General features: G+C 60.0%; 17 protein-coding genes (1 of these 17 cut by a window edge). 8 read left to right on the forward strand and 9 right to left on the reverse strand.

What is annotated here, in order from left to right:
• Positions 1–337 precede the first annotated feature (337 nt).
• The 4 genes from Q1W70_RS12935 (at position 338) to Q1W70_RS12950 (ending at position 3,591) form a co-directional block, all read left to right on the forward strand.
• Positions 338–931: an aminodeoxychorismate/anthranilate synthase component II gene (locus Q1W70_RS12935; protein ID WP_166591549.1), complete on the forward strand. Its 594-nt coding sequence runs from the start codon at positions 338–340 to the stop codon at positions 929–931.
• Between the two features lie 9 nt (positions 932–940).
• A complete protein-coding gene (gene trpD, locus Q1W70_RS12940; RefSeq protein ID WP_166591548.1) occupies positions 941–1,990 on the forward strand; it encodes an anthranilate phosphoribosyltransferase in 1,050 nt (349 codons plus the stop codon).
• Positions 1,987–2,823: an indole-3-glycerol phosphate synthase TrpC gene (gene trpC / locus Q1W70_RS12945; RefSeq protein WP_166591547.1), complete on the forward strand. Its 837-nt coding sequence runs from the start codon at positions 1,987–1,989 to the stop codon at positions 2,821–2,823. The genes trpD and trpC overlap by 4 nt, the downstream gene beginning before the upstream one ends.
• Before the next feature lie 66 nt (positions 2,824–2,889).
• Entirely contained in the window at positions 2,890–3,591 is a 702-nt protein-coding gene (locus tag Q1W70_RS12950) for a lipoate--protein ligase family protein (RefSeq protein ID WP_166591546.1), read from the forward strand.
• Here the strand turns inward: Q1W70_RS12950 and crp are convergent.
• Positions 3,588–4,232 carry a cAMP-activated global transcriptional regulator CRP gene (gene crp, locus Q1W70_RS12955; RefSeq protein ID WP_166591545.1) on the reverse strand — a complete coding sequence of 215 codons (645 nt, stop codon included), beginning with the start codon at positions 4,230–4,232 and terminating at the stop codon, positions 3,588–3,590. The two genes, Q1W70_RS12950 and crp, sit on opposite strands and share 4 nt — an antisense overlap.
• Before the next feature lie 238 nt (positions 4,233–4,470).
• Here crp and Q1W70_RS12960 point away from each other — a divergent pair, with 238 nt between their 5' ends.
• The gene (locus tag Q1W70_RS12960; RefSeq protein ID WP_005792019.1) at positions 4,471–4,893 is read left to right on the forward strand and encodes an OsmC family protein; all 423 of its coding nucleotides are present in this window, start codon (positions 4,471–4,473) and stop codon (positions 4,891–4,893) included.
• 109 nt (positions 4,894–5,002) lie between these two features.
• Here the strand turns inward: Q1W70_RS12960 and coq7 are convergent, their stop codons facing one another.
• The 6 genes from coq7 to hemJ all read right to left on the reverse strand — a co-directional run bounded on the left by coq7 (position 5,003) and on the right by hemJ (position 9,443).
• Positions 5,003–5,650, reverse strand: a complete 648-nt coding sequence (coq7, locus tag Q1W70_RS12965) for a 2-polyprenyl-3-methyl-6-methoxy-1,4-benzoquinone monooxygenase (protein WP_095170529.1) — start codon at positions 5,648–5,650, stop codon at positions 5,003–5,005.
• 105 nt (positions 5,651–5,755) lie between these two features.
• Positions 5,756–6,094, reverse strand: coding sequence for a histidine triad nucleotide-binding protein (locus Q1W70_RS12970; protein WP_166591544.1), 339 nt, complete (start codon positions 6,092–6,094; stop codon positions 5,756–5,758).
• 81 nt (positions 6,095–6,175) lie between these two features.
• Positions 6,176–6,964, reverse strand: a complete 789-nt coding sequence (locus tag Q1W70_RS12975; protein WP_159998201.1) for an SDR family NAD(P)-dependent oxidoreductase — start codon at positions 6,962–6,964, stop codon at positions 6,176–6,178.
• Between the two features lie 62 nt (positions 6,965–7,026).
• Positions 7,027–7,932, reverse strand: coding sequence for a DUF805 domain-containing protein (locus Q1W70_RS12980; RefSeq protein WP_166591543.1), 906 nt, complete (start codon positions 7,930–7,932; stop codon positions 7,027–7,029).
• Positions 7,933–8,009: 77 nt separating this feature from the next.
• Positions 8,010–8,978: an NAD(P)H-dependent flavin oxidoreductase gene (locus Q1W70_RS12985; protein ID WP_182342582.1), complete on the reverse strand. Its 969-nt coding sequence runs from the start codon at positions 8,976–8,978 to the stop codon at positions 8,010–8,012.
• A 33-nt stretch (positions 8,979–9,011) separates the two neighbouring features.
• A complete protein-coding gene (gene hemJ / locus Q1W70_RS12990; protein ID WP_095170520.1) occupies positions 9,012–9,443 on the reverse strand; it encodes a protoporphyrinogen oxidase HemJ in 432 nt (143 codons plus the stop codon).
• Between the two features lie 135 nt (positions 9,444–9,578).
• Here hemJ and argC point away from each other — a divergent pair, with 135 nt between their 5' ends.
• Complete coding sequence (argC, locus tag Q1W70_RS12995; protein WP_182342579.1) at positions 9,579–10,613, forward strand: N-acetyl-gamma-glutamyl-phosphate reductase; 1,035 nt, start codon at positions 9,579–9,581, stop codon at positions 10,611–10,613.
• A 166-nt stretch (positions 10,614–10,779) separates the two neighbouring features.
• On the forward strand, positions 10,780–11,130 hold the full coding sequence (erpA, locus tag Q1W70_RS13000) for an iron-sulfur cluster insertion protein ErpA (protein ID WP_027617200.1): 351 nt from the start codon (positions 10,780–10,782) through the stop codon (positions 11,128–11,130).
• A gap of 72 nt (positions 11,131–11,202) precedes the next feature.
• Here erpA and Q1W70_RS13005 read toward each other — a convergent pair whose 3' ends face one another.
• Positions 11,203–12,294 (reverse strand): anhydro-N-acetylmuramic acid kinase, encoded by a 1,092-nt coding sequence (locus tag Q1W70_RS13005; RefSeq protein WP_166591540.1) that lies wholly within the window; start codon positions 12,292–12,294, stop codon positions 11,203–11,205.
• Positions 12,295–12,297: 3 nt separating this feature from the next.
• Positions 12,298–13,716 carry a peptidoglycan DD-metalloendopeptidase family protein gene (locus Q1W70_RS13010; RefSeq protein WP_166591539.1) on the reverse strand — a complete coding sequence of 473 codons (1,419 nt, stop codon included), beginning with the start codon at positions 13,714–13,716 and terminating at the stop codon, positions 12,298–12,300.
• 209 nt (positions 13,717–13,925) lie between these two features.
• Between Q1W70_RS13010 and tyrS the strand changes: the two genes are divergently transcribed.
• A protein-coding gene (gene tyrS, locus Q1W70_RS13015; protein ID WP_166591538.1) for a tyrosine--tRNA ligase crosses the window boundary here: on the forward strand, positions 13,926–14,901 show its 5' portion. The gene runs 224 nt beyond the window's last position; 976 of the gene's 1,200 nt are visible here — the first part of the coding sequence; its start codon is at positions 13,926–13,928; its stop codon lies off the right edge, out of view.

Below are 14,901 nucleotides of genomic sequence, written 5' to 3' on the forward strand. Positions count from 1 at the left end.
TAGCTATGGCTAAAGGCCGTATCACCCGCTAGCGCTACGCCATATTGCACCCTCTGCTCAGCTAAGTTACTGTGCTGGAATGTATGAATGAGACCTTCCCCGTGTTGATCGTCAGCAAACTCTTGGATCAAGTCGTCAAGGCACACGCCCGTTGGCGTTGGCGCGCCTGAACTTTCTCTGCCGGTCCGGCCGGACCTGTCCCCGTTTGCCTTCTATACCCGTATGAACTGCCGCTTTTGCTGGCTCCACTTCCAGCATCTGACCGAGCGACGCCACTGTGCGGGTCAATCATTCGAAGGCTGTTTTAAAAGTCAGTGAATTCAAGAGGTTTGAACCCATGTTGCTGATGATTGATAACTACGACTCCTTTACCTACAACGTTGTGCAGTACCTCGGCGAGCTGGGCTCAGAGGTCAAGGTCGTGCGCAACGATGAGCTGACCATCGCCCAGATCGAAGCACTCAACCCCGAGCGCATCGTCGTTTCCCCCGGCCCCTGCACGCCGACCGAAGCCGGTGTGTCGATCGAAGCCATCAAGTATTTCGCCGGCAAGCTGCCGATCCTTGGCGTCTGCCTGGGGCACCAGTCGATCGGCCAAGCGTTTGGTGGCGATGTGGTGCGTGCCCGCCAAGTCATGCACGGTAAGACTAGTCCGGTATTCCACGAGGACAAGGGTGTGTTTGCAGGTCTGAACCGCCCGCTGACCGTCACTCGCTATCATTCCCTGATTGTGAAGCGCGAAACCCTGCCCGATTGCCTGGAGCTGACTGCCTGGACCCAGCTTGAAGACGGCTCGGTCGATGAGATCATGGGCCTGCGCCACAAGACGTTGAACATCGAGGGTGTGCAATTTCACCCTGAGTCGATTCTGACCGAGCAGGGCCACGAACTGTTCGCCAACTTCCTCAAACAAACCGGCGGCACGCGCTAAGGACTTTCCATGGATATCAAGACTGCCCTGAGCCGTATCGTCGGCCACCTGGACCTGAGCACTGAGGAAATGCGCGATGTGATGCGCGAAATCATGACCGGGCAATGCACGGACGCGCAGATTGGCGCGTTCATGATGGCCATGCGCATGAAGAGCGAGAGCATCGACGAAATCGTCGGCGCCGTGTCGGTGATGCGCGAACTGGCGGACCGGGTCGAGCTGAAAACCCTCGATGGCGTGGTGGATGTGGTAGGCACCGGCGGCGACGGTGCGAACATCTTCAACGTCTCGACCGCTTCTTCTTTTGTGGTGGCAGCTGCCGGCTGCACCGTGGCTAAACACGGTAACCGTGCCGTCTCGGGCAAGAGTGGCAGCGCCGACTTGCTGGAGGCCGCCGGGATCTACCTGAATCTGACGCCGGTGCAGGTGGCACGTTGCATCGACAACGTTGGTATTGGTTTTATGTTTGCCCAATCCCACCATCGTGCGATGAAGTATGCGGCAGGTCCGCGGCGGGACCTGGGTTTGCGCACGCTGTTCAACATGCTTGGCCCGCTTACGAATCCGGCCGGTGTGAAACATCAGGTGGTGGGGGTGTTCAGTCAGGCGTTGTGCCGGCCGTTGGCCGAGGTATTGCAACGTCTGGGCAGCCAACACGTGCTGGTGGTGCATTCCAAGGATGGCCTGGATGAGTTCAGTCTGGCGGCGCCGACGTTTGTCGCCGAACTGAAGAATGACCAGATCACCGAGTATTGGGTCGAACCTGAAGACCTGGGCATGAAGAGCCAGAGTTTGCACGGTCTGGCAGTGGAAAGCCCGGCGGCTTCGCTGGAACTGATTCGCGATGCACTGGGTCGCCGTAAAACCGAGAACGGCCAGAAAGCGGCCGAAATGATTGTGCTCAACGCGGGTGCTGCGCTGTATGCCGCTGATCATGCGAGCAGTCTGAAAGAGGGCGTTGCCCTGGCTCATGACGCATTGCACACCGGCCTAGCGCGCGAGAAGCTCGAAGAGTTGGGTGCATTTACTGCGGTATTCAAAGTGGAGAATGAAGCATGAGTGTACCGACGGTGCTCGAGAAAATTCTCGCCCGCAAAGTTGAGGAAGTCGCTGAGCGTAGCGCTCGCGTGACACTGGCCGAACTGGAAGCCCTGGCAAAGGTTGCAGATGCACCTCGTGGTTTTGCCAATGCGTTGATCAAGCAAGCCAAGCTCAAGCAGCCGGCGGTCATCGCCGAAATCAAGAAAGCGTCACCAAGCAAAGGGGTGATCCGCGAGCACTTCGTTCCTGACGAAATCGCGGTCAGCTACGAGAAGGGCGGGGCAACCTGCCTTTCGGTGCTGACCGATGTCGATTACTTCCAGGGTGCAGATAGCTACCTGCAACAGGCTCGCGCGGCGTGCAACCTGCCGGTGATTCGCAAGGACTTCATGATTGATCCGTACCAGATCGTTGAAGCCCGTGCACTGGGCGCCGATTGTGTGTTGCTGATCGTCTCCGCGCTGGACGACGTCAAGATGGCTGAGCTGGCGGCCGTTGCCAAAGGCGTTGGCCTCGACGTACTGGTGGAAGTTCACGATGGTGACGAGCTGGAGCGGGCATTAAACATCCTCGACACGCCGCTGGTTGGGGTTAACAACCGCAACCTGCATACGTTTGAAGTGAATCTGGAAACCACCCTCGATCTGTTGCCACGCATCCCTCGCGATCGCCTGGTGATCACCGAAAGTGGCATCCTCAACCGAGCGGATGTCGAGCTGATGGAAATCAGTGAGGTGTATTCGTTCCTGGTGGGTGAAGCCTTCATGCGCGCCGAGAACCCTGGGACGGAGCTGCAACGTCTGTTCTTCCCGGAGCGTGGTGTGCCGATCAGCGGTTCTACACTCGACTGAACCTGATTTAATCAAGAAGCCGGCGATGCCGGCTTTTTTGTATCCACAGCCAAGGATTTGCCTGCCATGACCCAACCCATTGCCTTGACCGTCGAAGCGGGCCTGCAAGCTGAGCAGGATTTGCTGGCGACGGTGTGTGCCGGCGACCAGGATTTCGCTCTGCTGTTCTGGCAGCCAAGCGATCGTGCGCTGGTCATGCCCCGGCGCTTGAGCCGTTTGCCGGGGTTCGACGCCGCCTGTGCGGCGTCGGCCGCCAATGGCTGGCCGGTATTATTGCGTGAAACCGGGGGGGAGCCGGTGCCGCAGTCGGCGGCGACCATCAATATTGCGCTGGTCTATGCGCCGCCGCGCCACGAAGGTGATCACGCACGCATCGAGACCGCCTATCGGCGCCTGTGCGATCCGATTTGCACGTTGCTGACGGAGCTGGGCGGCAAGGCATCGTTGGGGGAGGTGGAGGGCGCGTTCTGTGATGGACGCTTCAACGTCAACCTCGACGGTCGCAAGATGGTTGGCACCGCGCAACGCTGGCGCCAGAGCAAGGGTGGGCAGCGGCCGGTAGGGTTGGTGCATGGTGCATTGCTGCTGGACGATGAGCGTGAGTCGATGGTGCAGGCAGTCAACCGGTTTAACGAGGTGTGCGGCCTTGAGCAGCGGGTGCGTGCGGCAAGTCATATCGCCCTGCATGAACAATTCGCCGCTCCCCAGGCTATTGAGCGCCTGGACACGTTGTATCGGCAGATGCTGGCCGAAGTGCTGGCGCCTTAGCGGGTGCCGAACACCACCATGGTCTTGCCCTTGACGTTCACCAGGTTGCGCTCTTCCAGGTCCTTGAGTACGCGCCCGACCATTTCCCGAGAGCAGCCGACGATTCGGCCGATTTCCTGACGGGTGACTTTGATTTGCATACCGTCGGGGTGGGTCATGGCGTCGGGTTGTTTGCACAGCTCCAGCAGGCAGCGCGCAACCCGGCCGGTGACGTCGAAGAACGCCAGGTCACCGACCTTGCGTGTGGTGTTACGCAGACGCTGGGCAATCTGCCCGCTGAGCACGTAGAGAATGTCGGGGTCGTGCTGGGACAGTTCGCGGAATTTGCTGTAGCTGATCTCGGCGACTTCGCACTCGACCTTGGCGCGCACCCACGCACTGCGTTCTTGCTCCTGGCCTGCTTGCTCAAACAAACCCAATTCGCCAAAAAAGTCCCCAGGGTTGAGGTAGGCGATGATCATTTCCCGGCCTTCGTCATCCTCGATCAGGATGGTGACTGAACCCTTGATAATGAAAAACAGTGTGTCGGAACGGTCACCTGCACAAATGATATTGCTCTTGGCCTGGTAGCGACGGCGCTGGCAATGCATCAGGAGCTTGTCGAGGTTCTTGATCTTGGGGGTTGGGGTAATAGCAACCATGGTTGAATCCCGAAAAGACTGCACGGTATGACGTGGTTGTTTTTATGAGGCGCTGCAGAGCGTGCGTTTTAGGGTGGGTGTCGCGCCAGTGAATTGGCGCCAGCTTAACAGACACATTCTTTCGTCATTAGAGAAATTATCAATGATCGCGGCGGCTGGCTCGTGCTGCAGTGGCACGCTGCCTATCCCAAGCCCTGTGCTAAGCTGGCGACCCTTTTTTTACAGTGGAGACTTGGCGATGAAGGCACGCATCCAATGGGCTGGCGAAGCCATGTTCCTCGGTGAATCCGGCAGTGGTCACGTCGTGGTCATGGACGGTCCGCCCGAGGCCGGTGGTCGCAACCTGGGGGTTCGGCCGATGGAAATGCTCCTGCTCGGCGTGGGCGGTTGCAGCAATTTCGACGTGGTCAGCATCCTCAAGAAGTCGCGCCAGGCGGTGGAAAGCTGCGAAGCCTTCCTTGAAGCCGAGCGTGCGACTGAAGATCCCAAGGTATTCACCAAGATCCACATGCATTTTGTCGTCAAGGGTCGGGCGCTCAAGGAGGCCCAGGTCAAGCGTGCCATCGAGTTGTCGGCAGAGAAGTACTGCTCGGCATCGATCATGCTGGGGGCCGCGGGCGTTGCCATCACCCACGACTACGAAATCATCGAGCTGGGTTGAGTCGGGTTCGTCATCGCGAAGAGGGCCAGGCCCTTTTAATGCGATTGCTGCGGGCACAAAAAAGGGCGCTGAGATCAGCGCCCTTTTTTGGTCTCGGTGTCGAGGTGCGTCAAATGCGGTAGGTGCTTTTGGTCATGACCTTGGCCAACAGGCTCATGCCGAACTTCACCGGCGCCGGGAAGCGGAAACCGCCGGCATCCAGCGCACTTTCGGCGTGCTGTTCTTCGTCAATGCGCATCTGCTCAAGAATGGCCCGCGACTTCTCGTCCTCGGCCGGCAGTTGCTCCAGGTGTTCATTCAGGTGCTTGCAGACCTGATCTTCGGTCGCGGCGACGAAACCCAGACTGACTTTGTCGCTGATCAACCCGGCTACTGCACCGATGCCGAACGACATGCCGTAGAACAACGGGTTGAGGATGCTGGTATGGCTACCCAGTTGGCGGATGCGTTGTTCGCACCAGACCAGATGATCGATCTCTTCCTCGGCCGCATGCTCCATCGCTGCCCGCACTTGCGGCAGCTTGGCGGTCAGGGCCTGGCCTTGATACAGCGCCTGGGCACAGACTTCACCGGTATGGTTGATGCGCATCAGGCCGGCGACGTGCCGGGTGTCTTCGTCGCTCATTTTGCTTTCTGGCTGCAGGATGGCCGGAGACGGGCGATAAGGCTGGCCACTGAAGGGCAGCAAGGTGCGCATCGCGGTATCGGCTTGCAACAGAAGACGGTCAATGGGCGAGTAGTGACGTTGGGTAGTCATGCTGACCTCCGGGAAGAATCTCGGCGGCCAGTTTACCGCAATCGGTAGGGGAAGGTTTGCCCTGGGTCATGACGATTGACGACACGACCCGGAGCAACAGGGGGATCAGCCCGGCGGCCAGTGCATCTGGCGTTGACCCAGGACGTGCATATGAATGTGGTAGACGGTCTGCCCACCCTGTTCATTGCAGTTCATCACCACACGAAAGCCTTCTTCGCAGCCCAGTTCCAGCGCCAGGCGTTGGGCGGTGAACAGAATATGCCCGGCCAGCGCCTTGTCGTCCTCGGTGAGGTCGTTGAGGGTGCGCACCGGTTTCTTCGGGATGACCAGGAAGTGCACGGGTGCCTGCGGGGCGATGTCGTGGAAGGCCAGGACCTGGTCATCCTCGTAAATGATCTTGGCAGGTATTTCTCTGTTGATGATCTTGGTGAACAGAGTATCCACAGCTGTTTCTCCATGTTGATGGGCCGCACTGAGTGTACTGAAGGGGCCACTCCGGCGCCCGACCTTTTATTGCGTTGTTGTTCAGCGCGGGCAATAGGCCTTGTTGACCATGCCGACGATGGTTCGGGTCAACCAGCGCGAGCCCAGGCGCGGCAGGAAGGCGAACCAGCGATTGCGTCGTCCGGGGATGATGATTGCGCGGTTTTTATCCAGTGCCCGCACGGTGTACAACGCCACTTCTTCGGGGCTCATCAATAGCTTGCTGGCGTTCAGTTTGCTGTCGTCCAACTGTGCGGTGCGGAAGAATGCGGTGCGGGTCGGGCCGGGACACAGCACCGAAACCTTGACCGCACATTTTTTCAACTCTACCCGCAGGCCTTCGGAAAAGTGCAGCACGTAGGCTTTGCTGGCGTAGTAGGTGCTCATCCAGGGGCCTGGGTTGAAGGCCGCTACGGAGGCCACGTTGAGAATCTGCCCGCCACCCTGCAGGGCCATGCTGTTGCCAATGGCGTGGCACAGGCGCGTGAGGGCGAGGATGTTGACTTCAATCAGGTCTTGCTCGGTCATCCAGTCCTGGGCCAGGAATGGCCCGCAGGTGCCGATGCCGGCGCAATTGACCAGTAGGTCGATCTGCCGCTCGCCTTCTTCGAGCTCCAGCAGAAAGCCGGACAAACGTAGCGGTTCACCCAGGTCGCAGGCGCGAAACAGCACCTCGACGCCAAAGCGCTGGGTCAATTCGATGGCGATGCTTTCCAGCTGATCACGTTGGCGAGCCACCAGAATCAGGCTGCGGCCTCGGCGCGCCAGGGCTTCGGCCATGGCCAGACCGATGCCGCTGGAAGCGCCAGTGATCAGAGCGTAACGGGTCATGCAGTTCTCCATCGCAACGGCTCGCGGCCTGTGGACAGAGAGCTCACAGGTCGCCAGCGCGTTTATTCTTTCTCATAGTCTACAGGGGGCAGGGCAGGTTGCGCCGCATCGTCTGCCTCAACGTTTTCAGCCGGCTCGTCGATCTCGTAGCTGCTGCTCATGGTGCTTTCGTATTCTTGCGTGACGGCACTGAGGCCGCCCGCCAATGCGCCGACAAACACCACGGCAATCACCACCAGCCAAAGTCCGGCCAGCACCTTCACCGCCGTGCTGTTGGGCGGTTGCGGTGCACCGTAGCGGTTGGCGCCGGGGTTGCCCGGGATGACCGCCATCGCGATGGGAAACAGGCCGCCCACAACGGGTACCAGGTTCAGAAACCACAGCCAGCCGGACCAGCCCAGGTCATGCAGGCGCTGCACACTGATGGTGATATTCACATAGAAGTAGGCAAGCAGGCCGACGACACAAACAATTGCCGCTAACACCATGTTATCGCTCGCCAACAGGCCCAATCCCACTGTGCCGGCGACCCCGCCCATGATCAGCAGCGCAGCCAGCGACCAGGCCAGATACCGCAAGCGACCGATACGGCCCTGGACGCTGAAGACCTTGAGTTCGGAAAACGTCGTGTTGACCTCACCCACTGGCGCGCGGGGCGGGGCGTAGGGAGAGGTGTCGGCCTCCGGCAGCGGCGCCGTGACGGGTTTGACTTCGCTCAGGTCGAGTTCGATCGAAGGCTCGGCCTCGATCCGCGCATCAACGCCGGTCTTTGCCAGGGCCGTGAGATAGGTGTGCGCGTCGGCTTGGGAAAGGTTGTGCTTGAGGGCGACGGGTTCGCCACTGAATAGCCGCTCGATGGCACTGACGTCACATTTGAACAGTTCGGCGAGATTGAGTTTCGCCGTGGTGATCTCGACGCCTGGCAGCAGGGCGCCGTCGAAGACGATCTTGAAGCGTTTTTCGCTCATGCCGGTACTTCCTTGTCGCGATTGATCGGGGGGCATTGCCTGGGTCAACCGTACCCGGCTGACCCAGGGTGGATGGCTTAGCGCGGCCAGCGTTTGGTCAGTTGGGCCGCCAGTTCCTGCGCTTTACGGTACTCGGCATCCAGCCGGGCGACCAGTTCGTCAACGCTGGGCAGGTCGTCGATTTCACCGACGCCCTGCCCGGCAGACCATACGGTTTTCCACGCTTTGGCTTCATCGCTGATGGGCTTGAGCTTGGCGCCAAAGTTGATTTCGCCCTTGCCTTGCAGCGCTTCGAGATCAAAACCGGCGTTGAGCAGGCTTTGGCGCATGAAACTTGCCGGTACGCCTGAGACCGCTGGCGTATGAACGATGTCTGCTGCTCTGGACGTCAGCAGCATCTGCTTGTAAGCCTCAGGTGCATGGCTTTCAGTGGTGCCGATAAACCGTGTGCCGAAGTAGGCCAGGTCCGCGCCGAGCAGTTGCGCGGCGAGAATTTCATGGCCGTGGTTCAGGCAGCCGGCCAGCAGCAGGGTCTTGTCGAAGAACTGACGGATTTCGGCAATCAGCGAGAAGGGGCTCCATGTGCCGGCGTGACCACCGGCGCCAGCGGCAACGGCGATCAAGCCATCGACCCCGGCCTCGGCGGCTTTCTCGGCATGCCGGCGGGTTGTCACGTCGTGGAACACCAGGCCGCCGTAGCTGTGCACCGCATCCACCACTTCTTTCACTGCGCCGAGGCTGGTGATCACGATCGGCACTTTGTGCTCGATGCAGATCGCCAGGTCGGCCTGCAGCCGTGGATTGCTGTTGTGCACAATCAGGTTCACGGCATACGGCGCGGGGTTCTGCAGCAGCGCCAGACCCGCTTCGATCTCCTCCAGCCAGGCCTTGAAGCCGCTGCTTTCGCGCTGGTTCAGGGCCGGAAAGCTGCCCACCACGCCATTGCGGCAGCACGCCAGCACCAGCTGTGGGTTGGAGATCAGGAACATCGGCGCCGCCACGACGGGCAGGCGCAGGTGTTGTTCAAGCAAAGCGGGCAGCGACATTGGAAGTACCCCGATGGAAAGTGTTCAGTAGGATTAGAACGGCCGTACCACGACCAAAATTACAATCGCCAGCAATATCAGAACCGGCACTTCGTTGAACCAGCGATAAAAGACATGGCTGCGGGTGTTTTCGCCACGGGCAAAGCGCTTCACCTGGGCGCCGCACATGTGGTGGTAGCCGATCAGCAACACCACCAGTGTCAGCTTCGCGTGCATCCAGCCGCCCTGGGTGAAGTAGGCGCTGGGGTTGAGGCTGATCAGCCAGCCGCCAAAGATCAGCGTGGCGATCATTGCCGGGCCCATGATGCCCCGGTACAGCTTGCGCTCCATGAGGCTGAAGCGCTCCTTGCTGATGCTGTCTTCGCTTTGAGCGTGGTAGACGAACAGGCGCGGTAGGTAAAACAGGCCGGCAAACCAGCACACGACGCTGATGATATGAAAAGCTTTGAGCCACAGATAAAGCATTTTTAGTTATTCCCAGGTTCACGGTAGCCCGAATAGTAGAGGCTTGAGCGCCCGCACGTCACCTTGGCGGTTGTCGCAGGGGCGCGCGGCCCCTATTATCGTCGGCTTTCCAGTGGGTTCGTTGAGGGCAGGTTTATGGTCAAGGTCGGTATCGTCGGCGGCACGGGTTACACCGGTGTCGAATTGCTGCGTCTGTTGGCACAGCATCCGCAAGCAGAAGTGGTGGTGATCACTTCCCGATCCGAGGCCGGTCTGGCCGTGGCTGACCTGTACCCGAACCTGCGTGGCCACTACGATGGCCTGGCATTCAGCGTTCCGGACATCAAGACCCTGGGTGCCTGCGATGTGGTGTTCTTCGCCACCCCTCACGGCGTCGCTCACGCCCTGGCGGGCGAGTTGCTCGCGGCCGGGACCAAGGTCATCGACCTGTCCGCCGACTTCCGTCTGCAGGACGCGGATGAGTGGGCCAAGTGGTACAACCAGCCGCACGGTGCGCCAGAGTTGCTGGAGGAGGCGGTTTATGGCCTGCCGGAAGTCAACCGTGAGCAGATCAAGCAGGCTCGCCTGATTGCGGTGCCGGGTTGCTATCCAACGGCCACTCAACTGGGTTTCCTGCCGCTGCTGGAAGCGGGTCTGGCCGACACTTCGCGCCTGATCGCTGACTGCAAGTCCGGGGTCAGCGGTGCGGGTCGCGGCGCGGCTGTCGGTTCGCTGTACTCGGAAACGTCGGAAAGCATGAAGGCCTATGCCGTCAAAGGCCACCGCCACCTGCCAGAAATTCGCCAGGGCCTGCGTCGCGCCGCTGGCCAGGACGTTGGCCTGACTTTCGTGCCGCACCTGACCCCGATGATTCGCGGCATTCACTCCACGCTGTATGCGACAGTGGTCGATCGCTCCGTTGACCTGCAGGCATTGTTCGAGAAGCGCTACGCCAACGAACCGTTCGTCGATGTCATGCCGGCTGGCAGCCACCCGGAAACCCGTAGCGTACGCGGTGCCAACGTCTGCCGGATCGCGGTGCACCGTCCGCAGGATGGCGACCTGGTGGTGGTGTTGTCGGTGATCGACAATCTGGTCAAAGGCGCCTCGGGCCAGGCGGTGCAGAACCTGAACATCCTGTTTGGCCTGGATGAACGCCTGGGGCTGTCCCACGCGGGCATGCTGCCTTAAGCATCGCAGCGTCGAACAAAAAGGCCCGTCAGCGGGCCTTTTTGCTGTCTGGGAAACGGGTTAGGTTGATTGCTATACCATAACAATAGTTGACCGATTTTCTGGGAGAAGCGGATAATGCCCGTCATCACGCATTATGGCGGCGTAACGCCGGGAGATAGTCAGCATGAGCGTCGAATCCTTCACCCCCACGGCTTTGCAATTCACCCACGGTGCCGCGCACAAGGTGAAGAGCCTGGTCGATGAAGAGGGTAATGATCGCTTGAAGCTGCGCGTATTTGTTACGGGCGGCGGTTGTTCAGGGTTTCAATACGGCTTTACCTTCGATGAAGAAGTGGCCGATGACGACACCATCGTCGAGCGCGAAGGTGTGAGCCTGGTGGTCGACCCGATGAGCTACCAGTACCTGGCCGGTGCCGAGGTGGATTATCAGGAAGGTCTGGAAGGTTCGCGGTTTGTGATCAAGAACCCGAATGCGACAACCACCTGCGGTTGTGGCTCCTCGTTCTCGATCTGATCGCTACACGCAGTATCCGCTTTACTCAACGCCGCATGGCCCAAGGCTTTGCGGCGTTTTGCTGTCTGGCGTTCAGGCGGGGTAGATGGCGCCGAGGACTCGCAGGCCGCGGGCGCCGGTAACGCTGGGGCGATTGGCCGGGATACCTTCGAGGCAGCAATGGGCCAGCCAGGCAAAGGCCATGGCTTCGACCCAGTCTGGGTCGACACCGTAAGCTGCGGTGCTGTCGACGCCAGCATTGGGCAGCAGGCTGGCGAGGCGGGCCATCAGCGTAGCATTGTGGGCGCCGCCCCCGCACACCAGCAGGGTCTGGGTATCGACCTGCGCGGCTTGCAGCGATTCGACGATGGTCAGGGCGGTCAGCTCAAGCAGCGTGGCCTGTACGTCTTGGGCGGCAAATGCTGGGAGGCGCGCCAGGTGCTGAGTCAGCCAGGGCAGGTTGAACACTTCCCGGCCGGTGCTTTTCGGGCCCTTGGTCAGGAAGAAGGGGTCACTGAGCAAGGCATTCAGCAGGGCTGGCTCGACACGGCCACTGGCCGCCCAAACGCCATCGCGGTCGAAGGTTTCCCCGCGTTGCTGATGAATCCAGGCATCCAGCAGGACGTTGCCGGGGCCGCAGTCGAATCCCGAGACCGGCTTGCCCGTTTCAATCAGGCTCAGGTTGCTGAAGCCACCCACGTTCAACACCGCACGATTGCCGTGATGCTGGCCAAACAGAGCTTCGTGGAAGGCTGGTACCAGCGGTGCGCCTTGGCCACCGGCCGCGACATCACGGCTGCGGAAGTCGCTGACGACGCTGATGCCGGTGAGCTCGGTGAGCAGGGCTGGGTTGCCGATTTGCACGGAGAATCCCCGTGCGGGCTCGTGGCGGATGGTCTGGCCGTGGCTGCCGATCGCGCGGATGTCGGCGGCTTGGAGCTGTTGCGCGGCCAGCAGGGCATTGATGCCCTTCGCCGCCAGGGTGACCCAGTTGTGCTGGGCAATCGCCGATCGGGCAATCTCGTCCGGGCCGCTGGCGCATAAGCCAAGCAGCTCGGTGCGCAGGGAGTCAGGCATGGGGATGTAGTGGGTGGCAATCAGCTTGATCGCCCCCTCGTACTCGATCAGCGCAATGTCCAGGCCATCCAGGCTGGTCCCGGACATCAAGCCGATATAGAGCGCCATGGCTTAGCGTTTGCTCGAAGCGAGCAGGGTGGCTTTCTCTTGTTCCATGCGCGCCATCAGCGGCTGGCTCTGTTGCAGGAAGCGCGCTCGTTCGGCCTTGGCGATCGGATCCGCCATGGGCAGTTTCTGGCCCAGAGGATCGACGTGGACGCCGTTGACCTGGAACTCATAGTGCAGGTGCGGCCCAGTCGACAGGCCGGTGGTGCCGATGTAGCCGATCACCTGGCCCTGCTTGACGCTGCCACCGGTCTTCACGCCTTTGGCGAAGCCTTGCATGTGCCCGTACAGGGTGCGGTAGGCGTTGCCGTGTTGAATGATCACGGTGTTGCCGTAGCCACCGCGACGACCTGCCAGCAGGACCTTGCCGTCACCGGCAGCCTTGATCGGCGTACCACGTGGCGCGGCGTAGTCGACGCCTTTGTGGGCGCGGATTTTGTTCAGAATTGGGTGCTTGCGGCCCATGGAGAAACGCGAACTGATACGGGCGAAGTCCACCGGTGTGCGGATGAACGCCTTGCGCATGCTGTTGCCATCGGCGGTGTAGTAGCTGCTATTGCCTTGTTTATTGGTGTAACGCACGGCGGTGTAGGTCTTGCCGCGGTTGGTGAAGCGGGCGGACAGGATCGGGCCATTGCCGACAGCCTTGCCGTTGACCACTTTCTGTTCGTAGATCACGTCGAATTCGTCACCCTGGCGAATGTCCTGGGCAAAGTCGACGTCGTAGCCAAACACGCTGGCCATGTCCATGGTCAGGCTGTGGGACAGGCCGGCTCGCGCGGCCGACTGGGACAGCGAGCTGTTGATCACGCCGTGGACATAAGCGGTGCGTACGGTCGGCTTGGCCGTAGTGCGATTGAAGGCGTAACCCTTGGCATTCTTGCTCAGGCTGATGCTTTCGAGGTCGCTGATCTTGCTGTGCAGCGTCGTCAGTTGGCCGTCCGGGCCGAGCTCGAACTCGAGTTTCTGGCCGCGTTTGAGCTGGGTGAAGAGCTTGGCTTGCTTGTCGCTGGCGAGGATTTCACTCACGGTCGTGGAGGGCAGGCCAACTTTTTCAAACAGCGTGGACAGCGTGTCACCCTTGGCAACAATTACTTCGCGGTGGCTCGGCGCTTTTTTCTCTTCAACCACCGGAGCAGGGGCCGCTTGAGCGGTTTGCGGGGTGTCTTCGGTGCTGTTTTCGATCTGGGCGAAGGGGGGTTCTACGGGTTCAATTGTGGCTTGGGCGGTGTCGGCAGCGTCTTGATCTTGTGTCAGTTGTTCTAAGGGGCTTTCCAGTTCAAGGCTCAGGGTGGTCTTTTTGGCTTCGACGTCACTGGATGGAAACACCAGGAGCGCCAGGCTGAGCAAGGCGGCAATGCCGCTCGCAGCGAGCAGGTGAGTCTTCGGATAAAGCGGCGGCGCTTTAGACGGTTCTGTGGTCATAGGTAATTTGACTTTGGAAAAGATGAATTGGAAAAGATGAATGACATGATGAAGATGAAATAACTGTATAAAATATAACCAAATCATCTCTTAAGCAAGCCGCGAGTGCTCTGTTCGTGGATTGCTGGCCGTGCGCCGGGCAAAACTTGTATTTGGTGCGCGATCTTGTATGGTTGGGTCCCTTTGAATCTGAGCCTTGCAGGTTGGTTATGAAGTCGGTTGAAGAGCAGCTAGCGCTGATCAAACGTGGTGCGGAAGAACTGTTGGTCGAGTCCGAGCTGATCGAGAAGCTCAAGCGCGGCCAGCCGCTGCGTATTAAGGCTGGCTTTGATCCAACTGCGCCCGATTTGCACCTGGGTCACACGGTGCTTATTAATAAGCTGCGTCAGTTCCAGGATCTGGGTCACCAGGTGATCTTCCTGATTGGCGACTTCACCGGGATGATCGGTGATCCGAGCGGCAAGAGCGCGACCCGTCCGCCCCTGACCCGTGAGCAGGTTCTCGAGAATGCCGAGACCTACAAGACTCAGGTGTTCAAGATCCTCGATCCGGCGAAGACCGAAGTGGCGTTCAACTCCACCTGGATGGATCAGATGGGGCCGGCGGACTTCATTCGCCTGACTTCGCAGTACACCGTGGCGCGGATGCTTGAGCGCGATGACTTCGACAAGCGCTACTCGACCAATCAACCAATCGCGATTCACGAGTTCCTCTATCCGCTGGTCCAGGGTTACGACTCGGTGGCTTTGCGCGCCGATGTCGAGCTGGGCGGCACCGACCAGAAGTTCAATCTGTTGATGGGGCGTGAGCTGCAGCGGGGTTATGGTCAGGAAGCTCAGTGCATTCTGACCATGCCGTTGCTTGAGGGGCTGGATGGCGTCAAGAAGATGTCCAAGTCTTTGGGCAACTACGTCGGGATTCAGGAGGCTCCGGGCGTCATGTACGGCAAACTGGTTTCGATTCCGGATGCGCTGATGTGGCGTTATTTCGAGCTGCTGAGCTTCCGCTCGATGGCAGAGATCGATGCGTTGCGTGCCGATGTCGAGGCGGGTGCCAATCCGCGGGATATCAAGATCAAGCTGGCTGAAGAGATCGTCGCGCGCTTCCATGGTGAAGAGGCTGCGGCCAATGCTCACCGCGCGGCGGGCAATCGCATGAAAGAAGGCGAGCTGCCAGACGACCTGC

It is taken from the genome of Pseudomonas kielensis (assembly GCF_030505375.1).
Lineage (GTDB): Bacteria > Pseudomonadota > Gammaproteobacteria > Pseudomonadales > Pseudomonadaceae > Aquipseudomonas > Aquipseudomonas kielensis.

What these genes read in the sequence shown, in the direction of transcription:
- hemJ (WP_095170520.1), bottom strand. Translation starts at nt 9,443, where the DNA reads ATGCTTTATCTGTGGCTCAAAGCTTTTCATATCATCAGCGTCGTGTGC.
- Q1W70_RS12985 (WP_182342582.1), bottom strand. Translation starts at nt 8,978, where the DNA reads ATGTCGCTGCCCGCTTTGCTTGAACAACACCTGCGCCTGCCCGTCGTG.
- coq7 (WP_095170529.1), bottom strand. Translation starts at nt 5,650, where the DNA reads ATGACTACCCAACGTCACTACTCGCCCATTGACCGTCTTCTGTTGCAA.
- erpA (WP_027617200.1), top strand. Translation starts at nt 10,780, where the DNA reads ATGAGCGTCGAATCCTTCACCCCCACGGCTTTGCAATTCACCCACGGT.
- Q1W70_RS12980 (WP_166591543.1), bottom strand. Translation starts at nt 7,932, where the DNA reads ATGAGCGAAAAACGCTTCAAGATCGTCTTCGACGGCGCCCTGCTGCCA.
- argC (WP_182342579.1), top strand. Translation starts at nt 9,579, where the DNA reads ATGGTCAAGGTCGGTATCGTCGGCGGCACGGGTTACACCGGTGTCGAA.
- Q1W70_RS12935 (WP_166591549.1), top strand. Translation starts at nt 338, where the DNA reads ATGTTGCTGATGATTGATAACTACGACTCCTTTACCTACAACGTTGTG.
- trpD (WP_166591548.1), top strand. Translation starts at nt 941, where the DNA reads ATGGATATCAAGACTGCCCTGAGCCGTATCGTCGGCCACCTGGACCTG.
- trpC (WP_166591547.1), top strand. Translation starts at nt 1,987, where the DNA reads ATGAGTGTACCGACGGTGCTCGAGAAAATTCTCGCCCGCAAAGTTGAG.
- Q1W70_RS12975 (WP_159998201.1), bottom strand. Translation starts at nt 6,964, where the DNA reads ATGACCCGTTACGCTCTGATCACTGGCGCTTCCAGCGGCATCGGTCTG.
- Q1W70_RS13005 (WP_166591540.1), bottom strand. Translation starts at nt 12,294, where the DNA reads ATGGCGCTCTATATCGGCTTGATGTCCGGGACCAGCCTGGATGGCCTG.
- Q1W70_RS12950 (WP_166591546.1), top strand. Translation starts at nt 2,890, where the DNA reads ATGACCCAACCCATTGCCTTGACCGTCGAAGCGGGCCTGCAAGCTGAG.
- crp (WP_166591545.1), bottom strand. Translation starts at nt 4,232, where the DNA reads ATGGTTGCTATTACCCCAACCCCCAAGATCAAGAACCTCGACAAGCTC.
- Q1W70_RS13010 (WP_166591539.1), bottom strand. Translation starts at nt 13,716, where the DNA reads ATGACCACAGAACCGTCTAAAGCGCCGCCGCTTTATCCGAAGACTCAC.
- Q1W70_RS12960 (WP_005792019.1), top strand. Translation starts at nt 4,471, where the DNA reads ATGAAGGCACGCATCCAATGGGCTGGCGAAGCCATGTTCCTCGGTGAA.